Source organism: Psychroserpens sp., from assembly GCF_036960315.1.
Taxonomy (GTDB): Bacteria; Bacteroidota; Bacteroidia; order Flavobacteriales; family Flavobacteriaceae; genus Psychroserpens.
Genome location: NZ_JBALVR010000013.1, coordinates 58,745 through 82,538, shown reverse-complemented (window position 1 = coordinate 82,538; position 23,794 = coordinate 58,745). Strand labels below are relative to the sequence as shown.

Below are 23,794 nucleotides of genomic sequence, written 5' to 3'. Positions count from 1 at the left end.
CAAGTAATTAAATGACAGGTATCAGTTTTTAGCATGCAAAGCCCTATAATTACTAGTAATTAGATACATAAACCATTAAAAGGTTGCGTTAAAATTTTAACTTTGTCCAAACTTTAACATTTTGAGGCTAAAATCATCTTTTTCTTATCTAAAACTGGAATGCGGCACAGACGAAGCCGGAAGAGGCTGTCTTGCTGGTCCAGTAACTGCTGCTGCGGTTATATTACCCTATAATTATAACAACAGTGTTCTAAACGATTCTAAACAACTTTCGGAAAAGAAAAGAAACCAACTTAAACCAATAATTGAAAGTAAAGCTATAGCCTATGCTTATTTTCATATTTATCCAGATGAAATTGATAAAATCAATATTTTAAACGCTTCTATTCTCGCTATGCATAAATCTATTGCACTTCTTTCAACATCTCCAGAATTTATTATTGTTGATGGTAATAAATTTAAACCCTATCATGATATTCCACATGAAACCATAATTAAAGGTGATGGTAAATATTTGTCTATCGCTGCAGCCTCAGTTTTGGCTAAAACTTATAGAGACGATTATATGGAGAAGATTCATGAAGAATTTCCAATGTACAACTGGAAACAAAATAAAGGTTACCCAACTAAGGAGCATAGAGCTGCGATAAAAAAATACGGCGCTACTAAGTATCATAGAAAATCTTTTAGATTATTACCTGAACAACTCAAATTAGAACTCTAACTTTTTATATTTGCAAAAACCCAATACATGAAAAAACTCTGGTTTATCTTTTTATGTTTTTCAATCCTTGCTGGTTGTGCTAATTCAAGCCAAGAAACAATAAATCCACTATCGCTTGTTCCAGACCATACTGATATTCTTATTAAAATTAATTCTACGGAAGGTTTAGAGAATGGTTTAAAGAACAATACGTTAATAAAAGAGCTTGAAAACTATGTGCAAGTTGAAGATTTCAATACCTATTTAATTCCTTTACACCATATTAATACATCCAATAGTATTATTGCACTTTCAAAAGATTCTAATGACAGTCTTGAAATTAGTTTCATACTCCCTTATGCAAAGCAAAACATAGCATTTGATTCTATATCTAATTTAAAGATAGACTCAACCTTCAGTAACAAAAAAGGCATATCTAAAATTGTATTCAAGGACATACCCTTTTACGCTGCTAATATCGACAACACACTTTTTGTCTCAAATAAATTTGAGCTAGCTGAAAGTTCGTTGTCAAAAAAATTAGTAAACACGGAATTAGAGACCATTTATAATACATCCAACAATGAAAAAATGGTGTCGATCCTAATAAATCATAAAAACTCAAATTCAAATCCGTTAATTTTTAGAGATTCTACACTTAACGCACTACAATTTTCAAACTATACGATGATTGATAGTGACGTTTCTCAAAACACAATAGTGTTAAACGGAATTACAAAAGCCAGTGATTCAACAAAAAGCTTGATTAACGTTTTTAGCAAAACTTTTCCGCAAGAAAATAAAATAGCGACTATTTCTCCATCGGATATTACAAGTTTTAAAAGTGTAACTTTTAACGATTATGAACAGTTTAAACAAAATCTAATCAAACATCGTTTTCAGGATTCTACGGCAACTACATACGATGTTTTTCAAAATGTCATCGAAATTGGCGAAGTCAAGTCAAAAAATGAAAAAGCAATAGCACTTCGTTCTTTAGATCCTTCAGCTACATTCGACCTAACAAACGCTCAAGCTATTAGCGAACAGTATAGAGGTATCGATATATATACTCTAGAAGATACCACAACTTTTTTAAACGAATTTAATCCTATCATTTCTTCTAAAACAGCAAATCACTGTATTGCATTAGACGATTTTATCATTTTTTCTGATGACCTTACTTTTTTGAAATCGATCATTTCCAATCATCAAAATAATACTGTATTATCAAAAACTAATGCTTACATAGAACTACAGAAAAACTTAAGCGACGAGTCTTCATTGCTTATTTACGGCAATTCATCAGAATTAAACGCGATTTTAAACTTAAATTTTACTAACGCTAAAAAATTAAACATTTCTGATTATAAAGCTTCAGCAATTCAATTTATTTACGATACAGATTTTGCTCATGTAAATGCGACTTTAAAAACACATAAAAGCAGAGGCTCAAGTAACGCTGTAAGTGAAGAACTTAATATTACTTTAGACGCAGATTTATTGTCACCCCCTCAACTTGTAAAAAATCACACCAACAGCCAAATGGATATTGTGGCTCAAGACACCAAAAATAATTTGTACTTGATATCCAACAAGGGAAAAGTGTATTGGAAAAGACAACTCGACGGGAAAATAATAGGCGACATCCAACAAATGGATATGTACAAAAACGGTCGTTTACAATTAGTGTTTAATACAACTAAACAACTATATGTCTTAGATAGAAATGGAAAGGACGTAAAACCATTCCCACTCAAATTCAATGACAACATCACTCAACCAGTAGCTATATTTGATTATGATAAAAAGAAAAACTACCGATTGATGATTACCCAAGGGAAATCGGTTTTAATGTATGATAAGAAAGGTAAAACCGTTACTGGATTTACATACAAATCGGCTGAAAACACGATTTCATCTCAACCAAAACATTTTAGAATTAACAGAAAAGATTATATCATTTTTTCCCACGGAAACAAGCTTGAAATTTTAGATCGCGTCGGCAACCGAAGAATTAATGTTAAAGAAAATATTAGTTTTTCTGAAAACGAAATCTATATCTATAAGAACAAATTTACGACCTCAAACACCAATGGCGAACTTTTAGAAATTAATCAAAGAGGCAATGTAAATCATACAAACCTCAACGCTAACAGTGAACATAAAATTGCTACAACAAGCAAAACACTGGTCGTAATGACCGACAATAAGCTGACGATTAAATCTCATACTTTAGAATTAGATTTTGGAGAATATACAGCTCCAAAGATTTTTTATATTAATGATAAAATTTACGTTACGGTTACGGATTTACAATCAAAAAGAGGTTATCTTTTTGACAGCCAAGCAAAACCTATTGCTAACTTTCCTGTATATGCCAATTCTCAATTAGAATTAAACAATATCGATAAAGACAAGGCATTGGAAGTCATTACAAAAGGTGATAATAATGCTATAATAGTTTACGAAATTCAATAGAAAATAAAAATTTATTTTACCAACTACACATAAAACGTAACTATCTATACATCGTTATTTGCCAAGTGGATATGATTATTTACCTTTAAAAGAGCTATTAATCAACACATTAATCCTCATGGTATATAAACTTTCGCATTCTAAGTTTACCCTAACGATTCTGGTTGTTCTATTTTTTATTCCTCTATCCTATTCACAAACCAAAAAAATAAAACGTCCAAAAAGTAACGTTGGGATTTCTAGTGTAGACAATTTTGTAAGAGAATCTTTCGACCTTTATGACAAAGTTTATAAATACGATGGTTATGCTGAAGCTGGTACGTCTCTTGAAGACGAAGACATTGACACCTTAGAAGAAGCGCTTGATGATATAACTGGCTTAAGCGAAAGTGCTCCAGATATTTTATCAGATCTAGATGGACAAAACGTATTAAAACAAGGAAAAGCTACATTGCAAATCAACAAATCAAAAAAGGCATTAAAGTATAGTATAAAAACTGCTAAAGAATTGCTATTGGGAGAACGGAAAGGTAAAGAAGAAAAAAGTGACAATGGCAACAACACAAAATCGGATAAAAACACTGATTCAGAAACCTCAGAAGATGATGATAGTAATCAAAATGAAGAAGAGAAAGAAGAAAATATCTCTGATAATTTAGAAATTTATAGCAAGTTTGACTATGTTCCTGGAGATAAACTCATATTCTTTGAAGATTTCTCCCAAGGTTTTGTTGGTGATTTTCCTGCAAGATGGAATACCAATGGTTCTGGCGAAATCGTTAGAATTAATAAAGTCAAAGGCAACTGGCTACAGCTTAAATTGGGTTATAATATTTACATTATTCCAGATATCAAAAACCTACCAGAAGACTACACCATTGAATTTGATGTGGTAGCCGAAGGTATCAATAAACAAACCTCATCTAATGCACGATTAAGCATCATACTTAGTGATAACGATAAATTCAATAGAGGCACAAATCATTATGCTGATGTAGGCATTCCATTTGGTCAATATGCTGCATTTGAATTCAGAGTTGTAAACTATTTCAACGGTGATGGAGGTGCCATTAATTCAGGTGTAAAAGGCGATATTCGAAAAGAAGTATTAAACCAACCTCACATTTCTATTTCTGTAACAAAAAAGCGCTTAAGGCTTTGGGTTAATCAGGTGAAACATGTTGACATCCCCAGACTTATTGAAGAATTAAATGTACTTAACTATATGAAATTCCACATTAGTAGCTTTATAGATGGTAAAGAATTCATCTTCATAAGCAATATAAAAGTAGCTGAAGGCGGCGTTGATCTAAGACGTAAATTGTTAAGTGAAGGAAAAATATCAACCAATGGTATTCTGTTTGATTCAGGATCAAAAAACATAAAACCACAGTCTTATGGCATTATACGTCAGATTTCTCAAGTGCTCCTCCAAGATGAAAACATTAGCCTAAATATTATTGGACATACAGATGCCGATGGTGATGATGACACTAATATGAGGCTCTCAAAGTCACGTGCTGAAGCTGTTAAACAAGCACTAATTACTGTTTATAAAATTGACGCAGGCAGACTTACTTCAGAAGGAAAAGGCGAAACAGAACCACTTGGAGACAACGCTACAACAGAAGGAAAAGCTCAAAATAGACGTGTAGAATTCATAAAACAATAACCCATTTAACGCAACCAAATCGATGCCTCAGTCTTTATGAAGGCGCCAAAGAGTTTTCTTTGGCGTTTTTCCTTTTTTAACCTAAATTTTAGTAGTATTGTGTCTCTAAAATTTTATCATGATTAAACGTAATAAGGCATCCCTTTCTAAATGTATTCTCCATAAAGTTGGTAATAAATTCAACAGTACTAAAAATGCGTTTTCTGAGCAAGCTATTGACTTTGAGGAGATAAGCTACGACTTGATGCTTCCCTATTTACTGAGACCATTTACGAGTCTTGCTGAGTCGTACAGATTTAATCACCATTCTAATGTTGAGCTCAATGAGATTAACAGTTACGCTTCTCAATTATTACAAGACGATACAGACTTTGTAGACATCTCGAAGCATATTGTGATGCATTTGTTTGAGCAATCCAATTCGGCTCAAATAAAAACAGGAGATGTGATTGTTTGTATGTTTCATGATATTCAATATGAGGATTATCAGACCGATGCTATTGGCATCTTTAAAATTGAAAATAAATCACATTTTTTTCAAACCTATTTAGAAAATGGTAGCTATGATATTATTACCCAAAAAGGAATCGCTACCAAAAAAGTAGATAAAGGTGTCCTTATTTTGAATGCTGCTGATACTGAAGGCAAAATCGTACTGAGTGTTGACAACAACAATTATGATTCTCAATATTGGATTAAAAGTTTTTTAAACATTAAATATCCTGACGATTCTAATCAACATACTAAGAATTACATCGAAATGTGCCGAGAATTCTCAAAAGAAGTCATGCAACCGCAATTTGGCGGACAAGAACAAAGTAACTTCTTAGCGAAAACTGTCGATTTCTTCAAAGAAAATGAAATTGTAAACATTGAATCCTTTAAAGAGGATGTTTTTGAAAAGGAAGACACAATTCAGTTGTTTGAAGATTACAAGAAAGTCTATGAAAGCGATCATAACGTTTTAATAAGAAACCAGTTTGATGTTTCTGAAGTTGTATTAAAAAAGCAAAAACAGAAAATTAAAACAGAAATCAAGCTAGACACCAATATTCAAATTAAATTGGATATTGATGCTCCTGATGCCTCTGCCGAATACTTAGAACGTGGTTATGACGAAGAGAAAAAAATGCACTATTATAAAGTGTTTTTCAATGAGGAATCTTAATGACAACATGCACTAAAGTAACTTTACTTAAAAAGTAAAGTCTAATCAATAGCTTTTTAAACTCTAAAACTTAAGTTAACATCATTCTTCCTAAATCAATCCCTTCGTATCTTTACAAAAAGCTATGATATGAGAGTGCTTGTATTAATTTCAATTATTTTACTGATGAGTAACACGATCCTTTTCGATTTCACTAAAACAAGTAATATAGACAATTGGCGCATTGTGGATGATGGTGTTATGGGAGGACGGTCTAACGGAAATTTTGAAATCAACAAAGACGGTCACGGAAAATTTAGTGGTGAAATCTCTTTAGAAAACAATGGTGGTTTTTCCTCTTTACGTTATAGTTTTGATACCAAAAATGTGTCTGAGTATTCTAAAGTCAAGCTACGCGTTAAAGGTGACGGAAACAACTATCAATTTCGTATAAAGAGCTCAAATCAAGACTTTGCATCCTACATCTATGAATTTGAAACCACCAATAATTGGACAACTATTGAAGTGCCTTTCGAAGCCATGTATCCAGCATATAGAGGACAGCGTTTACGACGAGTAAACTTTAAAGGCGATCAAATTGAACAAATCGCTTTCTTAATTGGCAATAAAAAAGAGCAATCTTTTGAATTGCTCATTGATACCATTGAATTGGAATAACTAGTCAATATATCCCATTTTACGCATCCAATCATTATTAAACATTTTCCCAACATAGCGACTTCCATGGTCATGAAATAAGACCACGACAACGTCATCTTTTGTGAAATGCTCTTTTAATTGCAGTAAGCCTTTAATGGCTGCTCCAGCGCTATTACCTAAAAACATACCTTCTTCTTTAGCCAATAATTGCGTGTAAACTGCAGCATCTTTATCGGTTACTTTTGTGAAGCCGTCAATGATAGAAAAATCCACATTTTCTGGCAGAATATCTTCACCAATACCTTCAGTTACATAAGGGTAGATTTCTTTTTCATCGAAAATTCCAGTTTCGTGGTATTTTTTAAAAACACTTCCGTAGGTATCAATTCCCCAAATTTTGACATTTGGATTTTGTTCTTTTAAATATTTTCCAACACCAGAAATGGTTCCTCCAGTTCCCACACCAACAACAAAATGCGTTACTTTTCCATCGGTTTGTTTCCAGATTTCTGGACCAGTACTTTCGTAATGCGCTTTAGCATTACTCGGATTATCATATTGGTTCACATACCATGAATTTGGCGTTTCCGCTCCAAGACGTTTCGATACTGAATAATAACTGCGAGGATCGGTTGGGTCAACATCTGTAGGACAAACGATTACCTCAGCACCTACAGCACGAAGAATATCCATCTTCTCATTAGACTGTTTATCACTAATCACAAAAATACACTTATACCCTTTTACAATGGCAGCTAAAGCTAACCCCATTCCTGTATTTCCAGAAGTTCCTTCAATAATAGTTCCGCCTGGTTTTAAGCGTCCGTCTGCTTCGGCATCTTCAATCATTTTAAGCGCCATGCGATCTTTAGTAGAGTTCCCAGGATTAAAGGTTTCGTATTTAGACAACACCAAACACGGCAAGTCTTTTGTAAGTTTATTGAGTTTAACTAATGGCGTATTACCAATCGTTTCTAAGATATTTTCTGCGTAGTCCATTGTATATATTTTGCGACTCATCTAGTCTAAAGATGCGATGAATTTGGATGCAAAAATAGACAAAAGTCAAGAGTTCAGACTATATTGGTCATATTTTTATGTTAAGATTTCTTCGGAAGACTACTCGAAGCGAATCGCCTTAACAGGAGAAATTTTAGTAATAATGATTGACGGAATCAATAGCATAAGGAAACAAGCCACAAAGGTTCCAATGTTGAGCAGTAAAATATAATCTAAACCAATGTAAACCGGAATAACAGACATATAATAATCCTTAGCATTCGGAAATTCTAAAACACCAGAATATTTCTGAAAAAATAAGAGTGCAAGTCCGATAAGATTTCCCCAAAACAGTCCCAAACCGATAAGGTATGTCGCATTGTAGAGAAAGACCTTCCGTATGCTCCAATTACTACTTCCCAGAGCTTTTAAAATGCCAATCATTTGTGTACGCTCAAGGATAAGAACCAGGAGTGCTGTAATCATATTTATACCTGCAACAATAATCATAATCGTGATAATTCCGTAGGTATTATTATCAAAAATCTTAATCCATTCAAAAGTGGTTGAAAATTTTTCTTCTATGTTTTGTGTATCTAAAAAAGAAGGCGTTTTTCCTCTAATTTGATTCTCTTTTTCCGCGAGTTGTGTAAAATCATCAAGGTAGACTTCAAAATTTCCAACCTGAGTTTTATTCCATTTATTCATGCGTTGGATATGGCTCAAGTCACCAATCATAAAGGTTTTATCAATCTCTTGAAAACCTGAATTAAAAATCCCAACAATTTTAAAGGTGCGCTGAAATGGAATCTCTTCAATACTTCTCTTTTTAAAAACAGTTTGGAATGTATCACCAAGTTGAAACGCGAGTCGGTTAGCGAGATAGCTAGATATTACAACCTCATTACTCAATTTCCCTTCGTAGCTTGGCAAGCTACCTTCAATGAGGAAATCTTCAATATAAGACCAATCATAATCAGACCCGACACCTTTAAGAACAATACCTTCAAAATCGGTTTCAGTTCGAATCACTCCAAATTTGGTAGCAACACCTTGAATGTGCTTGATGCCATCTACGGAATTAAATTTCGGATAAAAATCCTGTTTGGTAGAAATTGGCACAATAGACTCGTTAGACTGGTTGGTATCGAAACTATTAATGCTGATATGACCATTGAACGCAACGACTTTCTCACGCACTTTTTTCTGGAGTCCGAGACCAGTAGCAATCGCGACAAGCATCACGATAATACCAATAGCGATTGCAGCAATACCAATTTTTATTATTGGTGCCGAAACACTACTTTTATACGCTTTACTACCAATAATGCGTTTAGCTATAAAAAACTCGTAATTCAAAATATAAAAATGATTTTATCAATGTTCAAAAATAGGGTTTTCCCAATAATTATTATGTTTGTTTTGGTTCTGATTTCGTGTGGTTCTAAATCAAAAGAAGATTCAGATCAAAATAATGAGATCCTGAATCAAGTTCAGAATGACAGTCTTTCAAAATTGAATCCTGAAATAATCGTTGGAGCAAATCAAACAGATAAGTATTTACCATTATTAAATGGAAAACGTGTTGGGATTGTTGCGAATCAAACGAGTGTAATTTTTAAAGAGATTACCGTGTCTCAAAAAGCTCCTCGCAATGACAATTACATACATGTAGTAGATTTTCTTTTAAAACGAAGAGTCAAGATTAAAAAAGTTTTCGCTCCTGAACACGGTTTTAGAGGAAAATCCGATGCAGGAGAAGTGGTAAAAGATGGAATCGATACCAAAACCAGATTACCTATTGTATCGCTATACGGAAAAAACAAAAAGCCATCCCCAGAGCAGTTGGCCGATTTAGACATCGTCATCTTTGACATTCAAGATGTTGGTGCTCGTTTTTATACCTATATCTCAAGTTTACATTATGTGATGGAAGCTTGCGCTGAAGCTAACATTCCTTTGATTATTTTAGATCGACCAAATCCAAATGGTCATTATGTCGATGGACCAGTTTTAGAGCCAGAACATAAGAGTTTTGTAGGCATGCATCCAATTCCTGTGGTACATGGAATGACAATAGGTGAATATGCGAAAATGATCAATGGAGAAGGGTGGCTTGAAGGAAAAATTAAGTGTAATATCACTATTATTGACATGCAAAACTATAATCACAATAAAACATACAGTTTACCAATTAAACCATCACCAAATTTACCCAACAATCGAGCGATAAACCTCTACCCTAGCCTTTGCTTCTTTGAAGGCACCAATGTGAATGCTGGTCGAGGGACGTCTAAGCAATTTCAGATTTATGGGAGTCCGTATTTGGATAAAACAGTTTATAATTTTAAATACATACCCTCGCCAAATGAAGGCTCCAAATATCCAAAATATGACGGTGTATTATGTTATGGCGAAGATTTGAGTGTACACGACAAACTAAATCAGTTGGATTTAAGTTATTTAATTCGCGCGTATCAAAACTCGATTGATAAAACCATCTTTTTTAATGATTTCTTTACTAAGCTTTCAGGAACAAAAGTACTTCAACAACAGATTGAATCTGGTCTTTCGGAACAAGAAATTCGTGAGACTTGGGTTGCAAGACTTTCAGCATTTAAAAGGAAAAGAGCTAAATATTTGATCTATAAATAAATTATTTTTCCTCATTCTTAGCCGATAATCGCTGATCTTGCATCGCAATTAACCACTCATTATCTCTTAAGATTTTCACGACAAACACTATACGTATTGGTGATTGTACAGCGACAAATACATGTTTACCTTTACTCAATCTATTTAATGGTATTTTAATAGTCTTTTCGTTGATAACCATATCAACTTCACGCCTTAAATCTGAACTTACCGAATACACTTTATTAATTAGTGTTTCACTTTTAAGTACCAACGTATCTTTGGAAGTGTTGAGTTTATGTATTAACCCCTTTGCTCTCACATTGACATTTTTCTCCAATTTGGAAAAGTCATTTTGAGCTTCTGCAGTAAAGTTTAATGAATTGATTAAACTAAAAAATATTAAAATAATTACTATTCTCATGTATAGACGTTAGTTAACGTCAACAAAAAAAATGAACTAATAGCGTTTTGTAATCCCAACCTCAAAACTAATTTCTTTTTTGGTTAGTGAACAAAAAAACCTATGAACGGCAAATAAAACCGAGTAACGCTATTCTTTATTGATGTGATTCGTCATTTAATCGTTATAACTTTCCGTTTGAACGAAGGTGTGTTCGTCTGTATTCGGCTCTAGATTGCACTTTTGATCGGTCTGGTTCAGTGAGATTATAAGCCAAAATTACCTGTCTTCAGAGTAAGAAAGGATTTGTAGCCCTTTTAAATGCTGGTAATAAATTTTCGGGAGCTAGCCTCTTCAACCTCAATTTCCTTGAATATCTAGTTCCTTTTCAGAATCACAGTTGAATACTAGAATGAAACAAAATAGTCACAGATATCGTATTACTCTGAAGGATTAATTGTGGTTGGTTTTCTGTATTTATTAAAGGGTTGCTTGAGAAGTACTCCTATTTTACCATTAGCTTCTTCATCTGGAAATGTATCTACGCCATAAACGATAGATGCTCTATCCAAAGCCGTAAACGTCCCAAAAAGACGATCCCAAATGGAAAAGATATTTCCGTAGTTAGAATCGGTATAAGGCAACTTATAATGATGATGTACCTTGTGCATATCTGGCGATACCAAAACGTAACTCATGGCCTTATCCACTTTTTTGGGTAGTTTAATATTCGCATGACTAAATTGAGTCGCTACTAATGACAATGATTGATACAACATCACAACACCAATAGGTGTCCCGACAATTAACACACCAAACAAGGTAAATGCAAAGCGAATAACACTCTCTAATGGATGATGTCTGTTTGCTGTAGTTGTATCCACATTGTGATCGGTATGATGCACTAAATGCACCATCCAAAGCGGTTTCACTTTGTGCTCAACATAATGCGCAAAATAAGCTCCAATAAAATCTAATAGTAAAACACCAAGAAAAACATAGGCCCAAAATGGTAAACTTGGTATCCAGTTAATAATACCAAACTTAGTGTCTTTAACCCAATCTGCGGTTGCAATCAACAAGAAAGCCAATCCAAAATTGATCACAATGGTTGTTAGCGTAAAAAACAAATTAGGAATAGCGTGATTCCATTTTTTGTATTTAAAATTGAATAAAGGCAATGTGCCTTCCAGCAACCAAAAGATGGTTAGTCCTCCAACTAGTATTAAACTTCTATGAAGTGATGGAATCGTTTCAAAATAATGGATAATGGATTCCAATAGCTTTAGAGATTTGAATTAATAATTTGATTGGCTTTTTTCAAATTTACTAAAGAAAGTTTAGTCCGCCATAAACTCGTGTTTTTTTCGTCTTTTAGGAGTCCGAATGCTGTATAATTTAGAAAGCTCACCAAGGACTCATTAAACTCTGCAATTTCGTTAGCATCAATTTTCTTAAGTAATCGCAATACTCTTCTAGGTTTATTTAAAACTAAGCTTTGTTTTAATTTGAGTAATTCGATTTGCTGAAGATAGCTTTGTTTATTTTCAGAAGTATTTTCCATTAAGGCACGACCAGCTTCATCTAAGTATATCGTTGACAAATCAATAATTTCTTTCCTTAAATTTTTCTGCACATAACTTGCATAATGTATATATTTAGACGCTAAGCGATAGGTTGAATAGTAATCTTTTAACTTCGAATAATTTTGTAGTTCGTCTTTGAGGTATGACGTGTTGAGTCCGTATTTCTGAATAAACTTAGATATATTAAAACTGAAATCGTCATTTACATTAGAGGTATTGAGGATATTGCCATTGGCATCTAAAACTTTCATCGAATCGTCATTAAACTTATCTTTATAACGTTGATTTCTATTCGCTTCGACAGCTTCAATCATATCTGCATAATTAGATTCGCTGACTTTTACAGGTATAAAAAACTCCCAAATTAAGTCGCTAACATATTCATTTTCAAACATATCTTTAATATAAACTGGTCTTCCATCAGTACTGTTCACTATGACAGGGAAAGCAAATGATGCCGATTCTTCCCACATCATCAGTACCATTTTATTTTGAATAACAGCCAATCGCTTTGCAGCATCAAGAGAGGTATACCACTCTTTAGGCTGACAAAAACTAATGACAGGACATAACAATAAAACGTATAGGACTATTTTTTTCATATTACATCATTGTTTAATTCGTTTTTTCATCTCTTCCACAATATTAAATGCCGCAGGACAAATCGCCACATTTTTTAAAGTTAAGTTAGATATTTGCTGAAATTTCTTTCGATCGGTATGCGGGAATTCGCGACACGCCTTTGGTCTCACCTCATAGATAGAACAGTAATTATCCGCTCCTAAAAAGGTACAAGGCACCGACTGCAATACATAATCATTCTCTTCATCCAATCGCAAATATGTATCTGTAAATTGCTGTGGTTTCATCTTAAAATGCTTAGCAATACGCTCGATATCTTTTGATGTAAACAAAGGACCAGTCGTTTTACAGCAATTGGCACATTCTAAGCAATCGGTACGTTGAAACTCATCTTCATGAAGTTCTTGCATTAAATAATCCAATTGTTTTGGTGGCTTTTTTTTAAGCTTAGTAAAGAAGGTTTTGTTTTCCTTATGCTTATCTTTGGCGAGTTTTGGAAGCTGATTAATAAAGTCTTGCATACAACAAAAATACTACTTTTATGAAAGACCTTTTCGGGAAAGCCTTACAAGATTATCACAACAATAATTATACCGAAGACCTCATCACCTCTACCAATATTTCTGGTGAAGATGAGTTACCACTTCCGTATTTATTTAGAGGGTATTCAGAAATGCCAAAACTCGAACAAAAAGCGTTACAATTAGCAAAAGGAACCGTTTTAGATGTTGGTTGTGGTTCTGGTAGTCATAGTCTTTATCTTCAAGAGAAAGGACTAGATGTAAAAGCTATTGATATTTCTGAAGGTGCTGTTGAAGTTGCTAAGCAACGTGGTGTAACATACGTAGAATTAAAAGATATACTTAACGAAACTCAACCCTTTGACACCATTCTATTACTCATGAATGGTACCGGGATATTTCAAGAGTTGTCTAAAGTAGCGACTTATCTTAATCATTTGAAATCGCTTTTAAACCCGAATGGTCAAATCTTGATAGATTCATCCGACATTAAATACATGTATGAAGATGAGGATGGCGGACTCTGGATAGACACCAACGCGGATTACTATGGTGAATTAGATTATTTTTTGAGCTATAAAGGCGAAAACGAAGCCCCAATGAAATGGTTATATGTCGATTTTGAACGTTTGCAGTTAGCTTGTGAAGGTGTTGGATTACAATGTGAGAAAGTACTAGATGGGGATCATTTTGATTATTTGGTGAAACTCTTTTAGCTAGTTGCTACAATTAGCGTTATAAAATTGAGCAATCTCAATTAAATTCTTCCTATTAAATTGATCATTATCAATTTTTGAGACTAAAACTGGACAATCTTCAAAATAGGCTTTAGCTCGTTTTTTAAATGATTTAATCTCTGCATAATTGAACGGAATAGCCATCCCTTCATCTTTTACGAATAAGGACTCTGTAATTAATTCCATTCTATTTCCAGAATTATTAGACACAGCACGTCGTACTAATTTAAGCGGCCCATCAACGACCAATTCGGCGAAACCAAATTTTGTGTTCTTTTTATTTCTGCTTATGGCAATAAATATTGCATCACGTTCTTTTTTGATTCTCTTACCTTTGACTTTTTCAGAATAAACAACTTTTAAAAGTACTTTATCGACGTCTTTAGCCTTAATTTTTTTACTTGGTTTATTGCGTTCTGTTTTATATCGTAATCGTTCTTTACCAGAAAAGGGCATATTGTTTTCAACATATGGGAATCTCACTAAGCCCATTAAAACTTTACCATCCTTAAGATAAACTTCGCCTGCACTCCAATCATCATACTGAGCACTAGCTATAATTGACGAAAACATTAGTATTAAAATTATTAGGCTTCTTGTCATATTCTATATTTAATTTTGTCGTTCTCCATCAACAAAGGTTTGTTCAACTTTAATATTGGGAATCTCCTTATGGTCAACCGTCATAATATCCTTATCAAGGATGATGAAATCGGCAAATTTCCCTGTTTCTATGCTTCCTTTTTCGTTTTCCTCAAAATTGGAATAAGCGGCCCAAATAGTCATGCCTTTTAAGGTTTCTTCTCTGGTCAATCCATTTTCCATCTGAAATCCTCCTTCTGGAAACTGTTCTAAATCTTGTCTTGCCACAGCTGCATAAAAGGTTAAAAACGGGCTCACTTGCTCTACAGGAAAATCGGTTCCTAAGGCTACTTTTCCGTAGGCATTAAGCAATTGTTTATAAGCATAAGCACCTTTTACACGTTCGCTTCCTAAACGATCTTCAGCCCAATACATATCACTAGTCGCATGTGTTGGCTGAATAGATGGCAACACATTTTTGTAGAGCTCGAAATCTTCTGGAGACACCACTTGTGCATGTTCTACTCTCCAACGTCTATCTGACTTACCTTTCAGAACTTTATTATAAGTTTGTAATACCGCATGATTAGCAGAATCTCCAATAGCATGTGTATTCATTTGATAGTCTGAATTCGCTATTTTTTCAGCTGCAGCATTAAAGGTTTTCAAATCGGTGACTAGCAATCCGAAATGATTTGGTTTGTCGCTATATGGAGCCCGTAGCATGGCTCCTCTAGAGCCTAAAGCACCATCAGCATAAAACTTGAAAGAACGCACGTTTAATCGATCGGTTTTAATGATTCCTTTTTTAGTATAGTAATCTACATTATCTTTTGAAAACGACACCATCGCATACACTCGCATTTTTAAATCTCCTGTTTGCTGCAAACTATCAATAATCTCAATAGATCCCTGACTTAATCCAGCATCGTCAACAGTTGTTAAACCTAAGTCGAAGCAAATATCTTGAGCGTTTAACAATGCTTTCACCATATCGTCTCTTGTAGGTTTTGGCCAATAGTTCATCACTAAACTTTCGGCATTGTCAACTAAAACTCCTGTGAGTTCTCCATTCTCCATGACGACTTCCCCTCCATCAACTTTACTATTCACCGTTACGCTTCCTAAATCTAAAGCCGCCTGATTGCACAAAATCGCATGACCATCTATTCTAGTTAAAGCAACTGGTGTTTCTGGAAACATCTTATCTAATAATATTTTGTTTGGAAATTCCTTTACTTCCCAATCGTTTTGATCCCAACCAAGTCCAGTAATAAATGAAACCTTATTTTTATTCTGAAAGTCTAACACACGCTTCATCACATCTTCAAAACTTTTGGTTCCTACTAAATCGACTGCCTGCTGATTAAAACCTAAGCCTAAAAAATGACAATGTGCATCAATTAACCCTGGAAGGACGGTTTTGTTTTGAGCATCGATTATGTTTTCTGAAGTATAACTAGCTTGCATCTCTTCGGAAGTTCCTACGTCTAGAAATTTGCCGTCTTTAATCGCAAAGGCTTCGGCTTTTGCAAAACTATCATCAACGGTATAAATATTGGCATTGATAACGATTGAATCAACCGTTTGCTGTTCTTTAGCACACGAATAAGAGATAATTAAAAGTAGAAGGATGGCTAGTTTTTTCATAGTGGGAATTTTAGAAGCATAAAAATACGAAAAGCATTCAACCTATAAATTTAAGATTGAATGCTTTTTTATATGAAATGAGATCCTGAAACTAGTTCAGGAAGACACTGTGTTTTAAAAATCAAACTGGTATGTTGCTCCAGCTAAAAACTGAATGCCTTGAACTGGATAATTCAACCAACGATTATAATCTTGATTTACAAGGTTATTCGCTTTTGCAAATACCGACAATTGACCATTAACTTTATAACCCAAATGCATATTGGCATCTAAATAACTATCTAATGTCATCGTAACTGGTTCTGCAAAAACTAAAACCCCTTCTTGTCTAAATTCGTCTTTACGTTCACCAATAAAGAAAAGATTTGCACCTGCATACCAATGCTCATCTATTTGATAATCTAAAAAGGCTGAGGCCTTAATGTCTGGTAAGTTCCATGCTTCGGCTTCGTTATCGGTATCATAAGCAAAATATTCAGCCTTAAGCGCTAGTTTAAAATTTCGATTGATATCAACATTCAATTCACCTGCAATAGAGAACGTTGTTAAATCATCATAAACTATTCCGAAGGAATTCCCATTTTGATAGTTCTCTTCAGCATTACCTAAAAAAGGATTTGCTTTGTACAATGCTTTATTATTATCGGCTAAATAATGCCCACTTATATTATAACTCACACTGTTAGATAATTTTCCTTTGATTCCTAAAGAGGTATTGTAAACTTGATCGGTAGGAATGATAAATAAAGTTGGAGATACAAAGGCATTTTCTTGAGCAAAGTCGTAATAGGAGTTCTGAATCAAACCACCTTGAATTCCGCCATAAGCAATGAGTAACTCATCAACCAAACGGTAACTCGCTGTAATATTCGGATAGATATAAAACTTACTATCACTAGCTTCGGAATTATTGAGATAGACTAAGTTTAATCCCAAATTAAGGGTCAAATCATCTTCTATCATTTGGTAACTTGGCGCTAAACCAAAGTTAATATTACTGTAGTTGAGTTCTTCATTTATAAAATAGTTTTTATCAAATGAGCCGCCTAAATAATCTATAGTCACTTCGGTATTAATAAGCACATCAGCAACTGGCACATCGAATTCGGACTTTAAAATGAATCGGTTTTCACCAGAATCCTGATTGTCACCAAAACGTCTGTATAACACACTTCCTTTGTTAATTATTGCATCTTCAAAATTGATATTACCACCAAAATTTGCCGTATAGAACGAATGGTCAACATCAAAAGTTTCAATACTCTGATCTGGAACACCATACCAATTAAAGGTCTGCAATTGGAAACCACCGTCCACTTTCCAAGAGTAATCTCCCAACTTCTGACTGTAATGTGCATTGAGTCCTGTTTCCGAAAAATTATTATCAAAGTTGACACCATCGATATCTCCAGCAGATGAATGATGACTAAAGTAGCCTCCAACACGTTCGGTTCTACTCAATGCATGATTTAAATACACTTCTCCAAGAATGGTTGTATATGTTCCTACGCCTAAAGACGCATAATTATCGTATAGTTTTACGGGCTTTTCCTTATCAACATTGGCTGCTTTACCTTTTGCAGGTGTAAAAGTTGAAGCCACAGGAATGGAAAAAATATTGTAATTAATCACTTTCTTCTTTCCCGTTGTAGAATCATTCAATGTAGGTGTTTCCTTAATTTTAAACGCATCAGATATTGTAGGTGTATATGGTTTTACAACATTGACTACACCTGCATCTATCGTATCCTTTTCACGCTCTTGTGCAAACGAAAACGATACTGTTAAGGTTAGGATGGCTAAGGCTATATGTTTGATTGTATTTTGCATACTTTATATTTTGATTGAATCAACTATTAAAAAACTATTCGCTTAATTTTCTTCGGATTGAACAGAGGAATTTGTCTTGGCTGCTTCTGCTTTAATTCTATTCAGTTCTTCTTGTGCTTCGGTAACTACATCATCAAACTCAGGGAAATTAGAAGTGACACTTTCTAAGATATAAGTCGCTTGAAAAGCATCACCTAAAGCATCATAATTTTTAGCCATTACAACCAAACCTTTAGCACTGTAATATTTATAGCTGCTATAATCTCTAGCCAGTTTTTGAACTGTGGTGTTAGACAATTGATATTTACCATCTTTATGTTTGAAATAGGCATTATAATATAACGCTTCAGCAGCCAAAGCGCCTGTTGCTATCCTCTCTACTTTGGCATAGGCGTCTTTTGCCTTAGCTTCGTCTTCAGTTTTAATAGCAGAACGCGCAATAATAATCTGAGCATCACTCTTTACTTTATTATCAATTTTATTATTCTGAAGTACTTTTTCAGCATAACTTACCGCCTCAGAATATTGCTGTTGCTGATAATGTGCATTCATTAAATTTGATTGTGCATACGTGACATTCTGCGGGTAATCGGCTTCGTTTTCCAAACGTTTAAGCAACGGAATAGCTTTATTCCAGTCAGATATATTAAGATATATTTCAGAAAGTTTGACAACCGCCTGCTCGGTAAATTCACCTTTTTGTTTACCAACAACATATTCGTAATGTGGTCTGGCATTCTCAGGCAAATCCTTTTTCGAATACAATTCTGCTACATAAAAGTGAGATTTTAGTGCGTGTATGCCGTTAGGAAATTCATTTAAATATTTATTAAACTGACGAATCGCACCATCTGTTTTATTTTCCAAATACTGTTTCTCTGCTGCCAAATATGCTGTATTATCTAATTCGGCATCAGTCACATCAATATAATCTAGGGTCCTCACCCAAGCGGCATATTCATCTACACGCCCTAAATCAATATAAATCAAACGTGCTGTAGATACTGATTGATTGGCTTCTTCGGTTCCTGGATAATTATTAGCCACGCGTTTAAGTTTTGATAAGGCTCTTTCATTATCGTTGGCATTGTAATACGATAAGCCTTGACGTAGTAAGGTTTTTGAAACAAAAACGCTGTTGCTGTGTTCACCAATTAAGCGATCATACATCACCATCGCTTTATCTGTGTCATTTGCTTTCACATAGGAGTTTGCCAATTCATACATGGCATCGTCACGCAGTGAAGATTTAGGAAAATCATCTATAAAGGATTTTAGGCCTTGTATCTTTTTTGCGCCTTCACCTGTGTAACCTAAACTCATGATCTTTTGAAAAGACGCATAATCCCCTTCTATTTCGTTTATAGCAATCGCTTTATCGTAAGCGGCTATGGCTTTATTGTAATTGGAAGACACAAAATACCCATCACCAAGTCTTAAATAGGCATCATTTAAACGCAGTTTATCTTCTTTATGATTATCGATAAATTTCTGAAAACTTGAAGTTGCTTGATCGTAATTTTTCAGTTTAAAATACGTGTAGGCGATATTGTAGTCGATATTTTTTATTTCGTTGACTTCGAAAGCTTCGCTTTGCTGCATAAATTGTTTAAACCCAATTAAAGCTTCATCAAAATTGTTTAAGTGGTAGTCGGTTTCTGCCTTCCAAAATATGCCTCTGGTTGTGAATACTGGATCTTTAGCTTCATCAATAGATGTATCAAAAAGCACTTTTGCTTCATTATAATTAACTTCGTTATAAACTTCAATACCTCTGTAAAAAGCTACTTTCTGGTAAGCCAATCGGTTTTCAAAACTAGTTTTTCCATCCAATAATTTTAAAGCTTCTTTATAATTTTTTGATGTGATGAAAGAATCAATCAATAAGGTTTCGATTTCCTCTTTGTAGCTCGTCTCAGGATATTTATCTAAGTAACTTGTCAATACTTGAGGAACCGATTGATATGGATTTCCAATCTCGTAACTAATCTTTGCATAATTGAGCCACGCATCCTCTTGGATTTTTAAATCATAATCCATTTGCGACGCATTACGAAATGCATTTAACGCTTCTTGTTTCTTATCGAGATTGATATAACTTTCCCCTAAATGGTAATAGGCATTCTGAGCAACGCTATTGTCGCCTCCAATAATTTTATTAAACTCTGAAATGGCATTCTCAAAATCGTTTTGCTTATAATGTGCATAACCTAATTGGTAGTAATCGACATTGTTCCATTTACCACGCCTGCCATTATAGGCTTTTAAATATGGAATAGCTTCTGCATATTGTTCTAAGTTAAAATAGCTTTCTCCAATAATTTTTGAAAGTTCCGATTTCTCCCGAGGCGTACCCTTGTCCAATTGCTCTTTGGCGAGTTCTATAGCTTTCTCAAACTTACCTAGTTTAAAGTTTAAATCTGCTTGATAATAGGACAGTTTTTCTTTGTATTTCTCTTCATCACTCACTTGATCGAAATACTCATTAGCTTTATCATAATCATCGCCTTCATAAGCCATAAAACCAATATAATACTTCGCTTGAGAACCATATTCTTTAGATGTCACTATACGATTTAAATACTTGTTAGCTCCTGTTTCATCTCCTGTGGAATACAAGGTATAACCGTAATTAAAGTTGAACTTATCACGTTCTGAACGTGCAATGCTATTCTCTTCAACTTTATCATACCATTTTCTAGCATAGGCATATTTGTTATTGGCAAAATAATAATCGGCTACATCCAAAAACGCAGTATTACGCTTGGTGCTCGTCGGATAGTTATCCACAAAATCTTGGATAAGATCATCGGCATTTTGCTGATTTAAACGTACTGCACAATTGGCAATATAATAGGCGCAATCTGACTCTACAGTTTCATCTGGATCATCATTCTTTATGGCTTCAAACAAAGATTGAGAAGCTTGATATTGCTTATTATTGTATAGTGTAAGTGCCTTTTGATAGTCTACAAGATCGCTGGTATATGTTGCAGATTGTTGTGCTTGTAAATAGGATGCAAACAGCAAAAAGCTTAACAAAAAACTTATTTTTCTGAAAGTCATTAAGTTCGATTTTTAATTGATGTCAAAGATAATTTATATCAAAGCTATAACGCAAAAATCATGCTATAATTATAAACTGAGTTATTAAATAGACTATTCATGCAAAATTATGTTACACTTAAAACATAATAATGAAGTTTTCGTTGTGAATTACTCGTCGTGTAATCTATGTAATTTGATTTTTTTTATAATACATTTACATTTTAGAATACAACTCTTAATAAAACTTTATGTCTGAAACCGTTTTACAACTCAAAGATGCGTCTATTTATCAAGGTGATAGTATGGTATTATCTGATGTGAATTTTGAAATGAATAAAGGTGATTTTGTTTACCTCATTGGTAAGACAGGAAGTGGTAAGAGTAGTTTTATGAAAACACTTTATGGCGATTTACAACTCACAGAAGGTGAGGGCCATGTAGTTGATTATGATTTAAGAACACTACAAGAGAAAGACATTCCGTTTTTAAGACGAAAGTTGGGTATCGTTTTTCAAGATTTTAAGTTGTTACCTGACCGAACTATCAATGGGAATTTAGAATTTGTTTTAAAAGCTACAGGCTGGAAAGATAAAACCGAAATCAAAGAACGTCTCGAAGCTGTTCTAGACAAAGTTGATATGAAAACCAAAGGGTTTAAATTTCCACATGAATTATCTGGAGGTGAGCAGCAACGTATCGCTATTGCTAGAGCTCTACTCAATGATCCAGAACTTATTTTAGCCGATGAGCCTACTGGAAATCTAGACCCGCAAACCAGTATCGAAGTGATGGAAGTATTACGTGATATTAATAAAAATGGCAATACGATTTTAATGGCGACACACGATTATGCATTGCTTTTAAAATATCCTAGTAAGACTTTAAAGTGTGATGAAAATAAGGTTTTTGAAGTGGTTCAGCGTAAAGGTTAAAATCCTAGCCATTTAAAAAAGCGCTTTATAGCATTATCTTTTTTAGGCGAACTATCTTCAGGTTTTAGTATTTCGAACTCGATTATGAACACCCCAAAATTCGACAATGTTTTTTGTGCTTTAGTATTATGAAGTGGTTTTTCAAAATCGGTTAACTGCATTGGAACTTTAATTTTCAGGTCTTCAGCAAGCATTCCAGAAGATAAAACCGAACTCAAATTTTCAACGTCGTAAATACTATATTTTTGATCTTTACGTAGGCCATATTCTTTAAAATCTATTGTCACAGAATCTCCTTTAACATCAAATAGCACAACTCTATACTTATGTTGTGTAAACTCACTTTTTGAAACATCGAGAATGGGTTCCATCTCAAAACTCTTAATACTTTTCCAATTACTATTAGCGTCTATTGATAAAATGGACTTCCAATCTGCCATAGTATAATCCTTTTTATTGATGACTCTAAAGTTTCTGCTATTTTTAGAAAAGTAGTTATTGTTATCAAAATCCCAAGTTTTAAATTTGGTCAATCCATGCTCATAAAAGTGAACATAACCTCCATAAACTGTATTATTCTTAAAAACAGTGTTCTCGGCATTATCAAATCGTAAGGCATTATTACCACCAATAATAATATTATCCAATACTTCTACATCAAGCAATGGCGCTTTCATGTTAACACCAAGTGTCAATGAACCAGCGTCTCCCTTGGCACTTTTTGCAATATCAACATTATGATATAAGATATTATCAATAAGTTTAATATTGGTAGCTCGGTTGATTCCGTTGTTATCGTCTGTAGCTACAATGATATTATTTTTAAAATGTCCTCCGGATGATCCATTATTAAAAATTACATTGTTTTGGAGCAACATATTTTTAACGTAATTAGAGGTTGCTTTTTTAGAAGCAGACCAAACCTCAACACCCATGTAATAATTATTAAAAATGATATTGTTTTTAATAACTCTGGTTTTATCACTTAGATTTTGCACATAAATTCCAGCACCTCTTCCTCTTACTTCAGAAAAAAAACCATTATTGTAAATCTTACAACCATCAATCAAGGTGCCTCCAGTGTGCTTCCAAGAACCAAATCCTGAACCAGGATTATTATATATTTTAAGATTTATGAATTTACAATCATGACCAGACGTGTGGTTAATTCCATCTGTTCTTATAAAATTTAAATCATTTACATGCCTTGGATAGTCGCCTAAAAAAGTAATTTCAAAATTTTTAAATATGACTTGTTGACTTTTTACTTCAAGTACAGCTTTATTTGTTGAATTTACATTTCCGTTCAACACTACTTTCTCATTTTTAAAAGCAGATACTGTAATGTACTTATTAGGCTCAAGGCTTTGAAGTGTGCTTATAAATTTCCCAACGTAAACACCTTCATGCAGCCAAATGGTATCCCCTGAATTCACTGTGCTTGATGTTTGACTCAGAGCGGTTTGAAAATCCCATGGATTGTCTATAGAACCAATACCATCTTTGGTTCCTGGATTGTCTTGATGATTTTTAGGAAACACATGAAACTCCTGTTGTGCATTTAAGCATAAGCCAACAAGACAAAAAATAATATATAACAATCGTTGTTTCATGTCAAAGTATTTTC

The 23,794-nt window shown here is 33.9% G+C and carries 19 protein-coding genes; 8 read left to right on the top strand and 11 right to left on the bottom strand.

Going from position 1 to position 23,794, the window contains the following annotated elements:
- Nucleotides 1-121: 121 nt before the first annotated feature.
- The 5 genes from V7719_RS17280 (at nt 122) to V7719_RS17260 (ending at nt 6,681) form a co-directional block, all read left to right on the top strand.
- Nucleotides 122-724, top strand: coding sequence for a ribonuclease HII (locus tag V7719_RS17280; RefSeq protein WP_335731202.1), 603 nt, complete (start codon nt 122-124; stop codon nt 722-724).
- A 27-nt stretch (nt 725-751) separates the two neighbouring features.
- Nucleotides 752-3,184: a ribonuclease HII gene (locus V7719_RS17275; RefSeq protein ID WP_335731201.1), complete on the top strand. Its 2,433-nt coding sequence runs from the start codon at nt 752-754 to the stop codon at nt 3,182-3,184.
- Nucleotides 3,185-3,302: 118 nt separating this feature from the next.
- The gene (locus V7719_RS17270) at nt 3,303-4,856 is read left to right on the top strand and encodes an OmpA family protein (protein WP_335731200.1); all 1,554 of its coding nucleotides are present in this window, start codon (nt 3,303-3,305) and stop codon (nt 4,854-4,856) included.
- A 118-nt stretch (nt 4,857-4,974) separates the two neighbouring features.
- Nucleotides 4,975-6,024: a nucleoid-associated protein gene (locus V7719_RS17265; protein WP_335731199.1), complete on the top strand. Its 1,050-nt coding sequence runs from the start codon at nt 4,975-4,977 to the stop codon at nt 6,022-6,024.
- A 165-nt stretch (nt 6,025-6,189) separates the two neighbouring features.
- The gene (locus V7719_RS17260; RefSeq protein ID WP_335731198.1) at nt 6,190-6,681 is read left to right on the top strand and encodes a CIA30 family protein; all 492 of its coding nucleotides are present in this window, start codon (nt 6,190-6,192) and stop codon (nt 6,679-6,681) included.
- Here V7719_RS17260 and V7719_RS17255 read toward each other — a convergent pair whose 3' ends face one another.
- Both V7719_RS17255 and V7719_RS17250 read right to left on the bottom strand, forming a co-directional pair.
- Entirely contained in the window at nt 6,682-7,662 is a 981-nt protein-coding gene (locus V7719_RS17255) for a PLP-dependent cysteine synthase family protein (RefSeq protein WP_335731197.1), read from the bottom strand.
- A 120-nt stretch (nt 7,663-7,782) separates the two neighbouring features.
- Nucleotides 7,783-9,021, bottom strand: a complete 1,239-nt coding sequence (locus V7719_RS17250; protein ID WP_335731196.1) for an ABC transporter permease — start codon at nt 9,019-9,021, stop codon at nt 7,783-7,785.
- A gap of 21 nt (nt 9,022-9,042) precedes the next feature.
- Here V7719_RS17250 and V7719_RS17245 point away from each other — a divergent pair, with 21 nt between their 5' ends.
- The gene (locus V7719_RS17245; RefSeq protein ID WP_335731195.1) at nt 9,043-10,317 is read left to right on the top strand and encodes an exo-beta-N-acetylmuramidase NamZ family protein; all 1,275 of its coding nucleotides are present in this window, start codon (nt 9,043-9,045) and stop codon (nt 10,315-10,317) included.
- A gap of 1 nt (nt 10,318) precedes the next feature.
- Here V7719_RS17245 and V7719_RS17240 read toward each other — a convergent pair whose 3' ends face one another.
- From V7719_RS17240 to V7719_RS17225, 4 genes are all read right to left on the bottom strand, one after another.
- Nucleotides 10,319-10,720: a hypothetical protein gene (locus tag V7719_RS17240; RefSeq protein ID WP_335731194.1), complete on the bottom strand. Its 402-nt coding sequence runs from the start codon at nt 10,718-10,720 to the stop codon at nt 10,319-10,321.
- A 419-nt stretch (nt 10,721-11,139) separates the two neighbouring features.
- Nucleotides 11,140-11,979 carry a sterol desaturase family protein gene (locus tag V7719_RS17235; protein WP_335731193.1) on the bottom strand — a complete coding sequence of 280 codons (840 nt, stop codon included), beginning with the start codon at nt 11,977-11,979 and terminating at the stop codon, nt 11,140-11,142.
- A 5-nt stretch (nt 11,980-11,984) separates the two neighbouring features.
- Nucleotides 11,985-12,887 carry a hypothetical protein gene (locus tag V7719_RS17230; protein ID WP_335731192.1) on the bottom strand — a complete coding sequence of 301 codons (903 nt, stop codon included), beginning with the start codon at nt 12,885-12,887 and terminating at the stop codon, nt 11,985-11,987.
- 6 nt (nt 12,888-12,893) lie between these two features.
- Nucleotides 12,894-13,388: a YkgJ family cysteine cluster protein gene (locus V7719_RS17225; protein ID WP_335731191.1), complete on the bottom strand. Its 495-nt coding sequence runs from the start codon at nt 13,386-13,388 to the stop codon at nt 12,894-12,896.
- Between the two features lie 20 nt (nt 13,389-13,408).
- On the opposite strand from V7719_RS17225, the gene V7719_RS17220 reads away from it, so the two are divergent.
- Nucleotides 13,409-14,104: a class I SAM-dependent methyltransferase gene (locus tag V7719_RS17220; RefSeq protein WP_335731190.1), complete on the top strand. Its 696-nt coding sequence runs from the start codon at nt 13,409-13,411 to the stop codon at nt 14,102-14,104.
- On the opposite strand, the gene V7719_RS17215 is transcribed toward V7719_RS17220, so the two are convergent.
- The 4 genes from V7719_RS17215 to V7719_RS17200 form a co-directional block, all read right to left on the bottom strand.
- Nucleotides 14,105-14,728, bottom strand: a complete 624-nt coding sequence (locus V7719_RS17215; RefSeq protein ID WP_335731189.1) for a hypothetical protein — start codon at nt 14,726-14,728, stop codon at nt 14,105-14,107.
- A 9-nt stretch (nt 14,729-14,737) separates the two neighbouring features.
- A complete protein-coding gene (locus tag V7719_RS17210) occupies nt 14,738-16,357 on the bottom strand; it encodes an amidohydrolase (RefSeq protein ID WP_335731188.1) in 1,620 nt (539 codons plus the stop codon).
- A 114-nt stretch (nt 16,358-16,471) separates the two neighbouring features.
- Nucleotides 16,472-18,187, bottom strand: a complete 1,716-nt coding sequence (locus tag V7719_RS17205; protein WP_335731187.1) for a TonB-dependent receptor — start codon at nt 18,185-18,187, stop codon at nt 16,472-16,474.
- Between the two features lie 42 nt (nt 18,188-18,229).
- A complete protein-coding gene (locus tag V7719_RS17200; protein ID WP_335731186.1) occupies nt 18,230-21,253 on the bottom strand; it encodes a tetratricopeptide repeat protein in 3,024 nt (1,007 codons plus the stop codon).
- Nucleotides 21,254-21,483: 230 nt separating this feature from the next.
- Between V7719_RS17200 and V7719_RS17195 the strand changes: the two genes are divergently transcribed.
- Nucleotides 21,484-22,167 (top strand): cell division ATP-binding protein FtsE, encoded by a 684-nt coding sequence (locus V7719_RS17195; RefSeq protein ID WP_335731185.1) that lies wholly within the window; start codon nt 21,484-21,486, stop codon nt 22,165-22,167.
- Here the strand turns inward: V7719_RS17195 and V7719_RS17190 are convergent.
- Nucleotides 22,164-23,780 (bottom strand): right-handed parallel beta-helix repeat-containing protein, encoded by a 1,617-nt coding sequence (locus V7719_RS17190; protein WP_335731184.1) that lies wholly within the window; start codon nt 23,778-23,780, stop codon nt 22,164-22,166. The two genes, V7719_RS17195 and V7719_RS17190, sit on opposite strands and share 4 nt — an antisense overlap.
- Nucleotides 23,781-23,794: the final 14 nt, after the last annotated feature.

Coding starts and splice junctions, on each gene's coding strand:
- V7719_RS17220 (WP_335731190.1), top strand. CDS start 13,409: ATGAAAGACCTTTTCGGGAAAGCCTTACAAGATTATCACAACAATAAT.
- V7719_RS17210 (WP_335731188.1), bottom strand. CDS start 16,357: ATGAAAAAACTAGCCATCCTTCTACTTTTAATTATCTCTTATTCGTGT.
- V7719_RS17205 (WP_335731187.1), bottom strand. CDS start 18,187: ATGCAAAATACAATCAAACATATAGCCTTAGCCATCCTAACCTTAACA.
- V7719_RS17200 (WP_335731186.1), bottom strand. CDS start 21,253: ATGACTTTCAGAAAAATAAGTTTTTTGTTAAGCTTTTTGCTGTTTGCA.
- V7719_RS17270 (WP_335731200.1), top strand. CDS start 3,303: ATGGTATATAAACTTTCGCATTCTAAGTTTACCCTAACGATTCTGGTT.
- V7719_RS17230 (WP_335731192.1), bottom strand. CDS start 12,887: ATGAAAAAAATAGTCCTATACGTTTTATTGTTATGTCCTGTCATTAGT.
- V7719_RS17260 (WP_335731198.1), top strand. CDS start 6,190: ATGAGTAACACGATCCTTTTCGATTTCACTAAAACAAGTAATATAGAC.
- V7719_RS17275 (WP_335731201.1), top strand. CDS start 752: ATGAAAAAACTCTGGTTTATCTTTTTATGTTTTTCAATCCTTGCTGGT.
- V7719_RS17195 (WP_335731185.1), top strand. CDS start 21,484: ATGTCTGAAACCGTTTTACAACTCAAAGATGCGTCTATTTATCAAGGT.
- V7719_RS17225 (WP_335731191.1), bottom strand. CDS start 13,388: ATGCAAGACTTTATTAATCAGCTTCCAAAACTCGCCAAAGATAAGCAT.
- V7719_RS17215 (WP_335731189.1), bottom strand. CDS start 14,728: ATGACAAGAAGCCTAATAATTTTAATACTAATGTTTTCGTCAATTATA.
- V7719_RS17190 (WP_335731184.1), bottom strand. CDS start 23,780: ATGAAACAACGATTGTTATATATTATTTTTTGTCTTGTTGGCTTATGC.
- V7719_RS17240 (WP_335731194.1), bottom strand. CDS start 10,720: ATGAGAATAGTAATTATTTTAATATTTTTTAGTTTAATCAATTCATTA.
- V7719_RS17265 (WP_335731199.1), top strand. CDS start 4,975: ATGATTAAACGTAATAAGGCATCCCTTTCTAAATGTATTCTCCATAAA.
- V7719_RS17245 (WP_335731195.1), top strand. CDS start 9,043: ATGTTCAAAAATAGGGTTTTCCCAATAATTATTATGTTTGTTTTGGTT.
- V7719_RS17255 (WP_335731197.1), bottom strand. CDS start 7,662: ATGGACTACGCAGAAAATATCTTAGAAACGATTGGTAATACGCCATTA.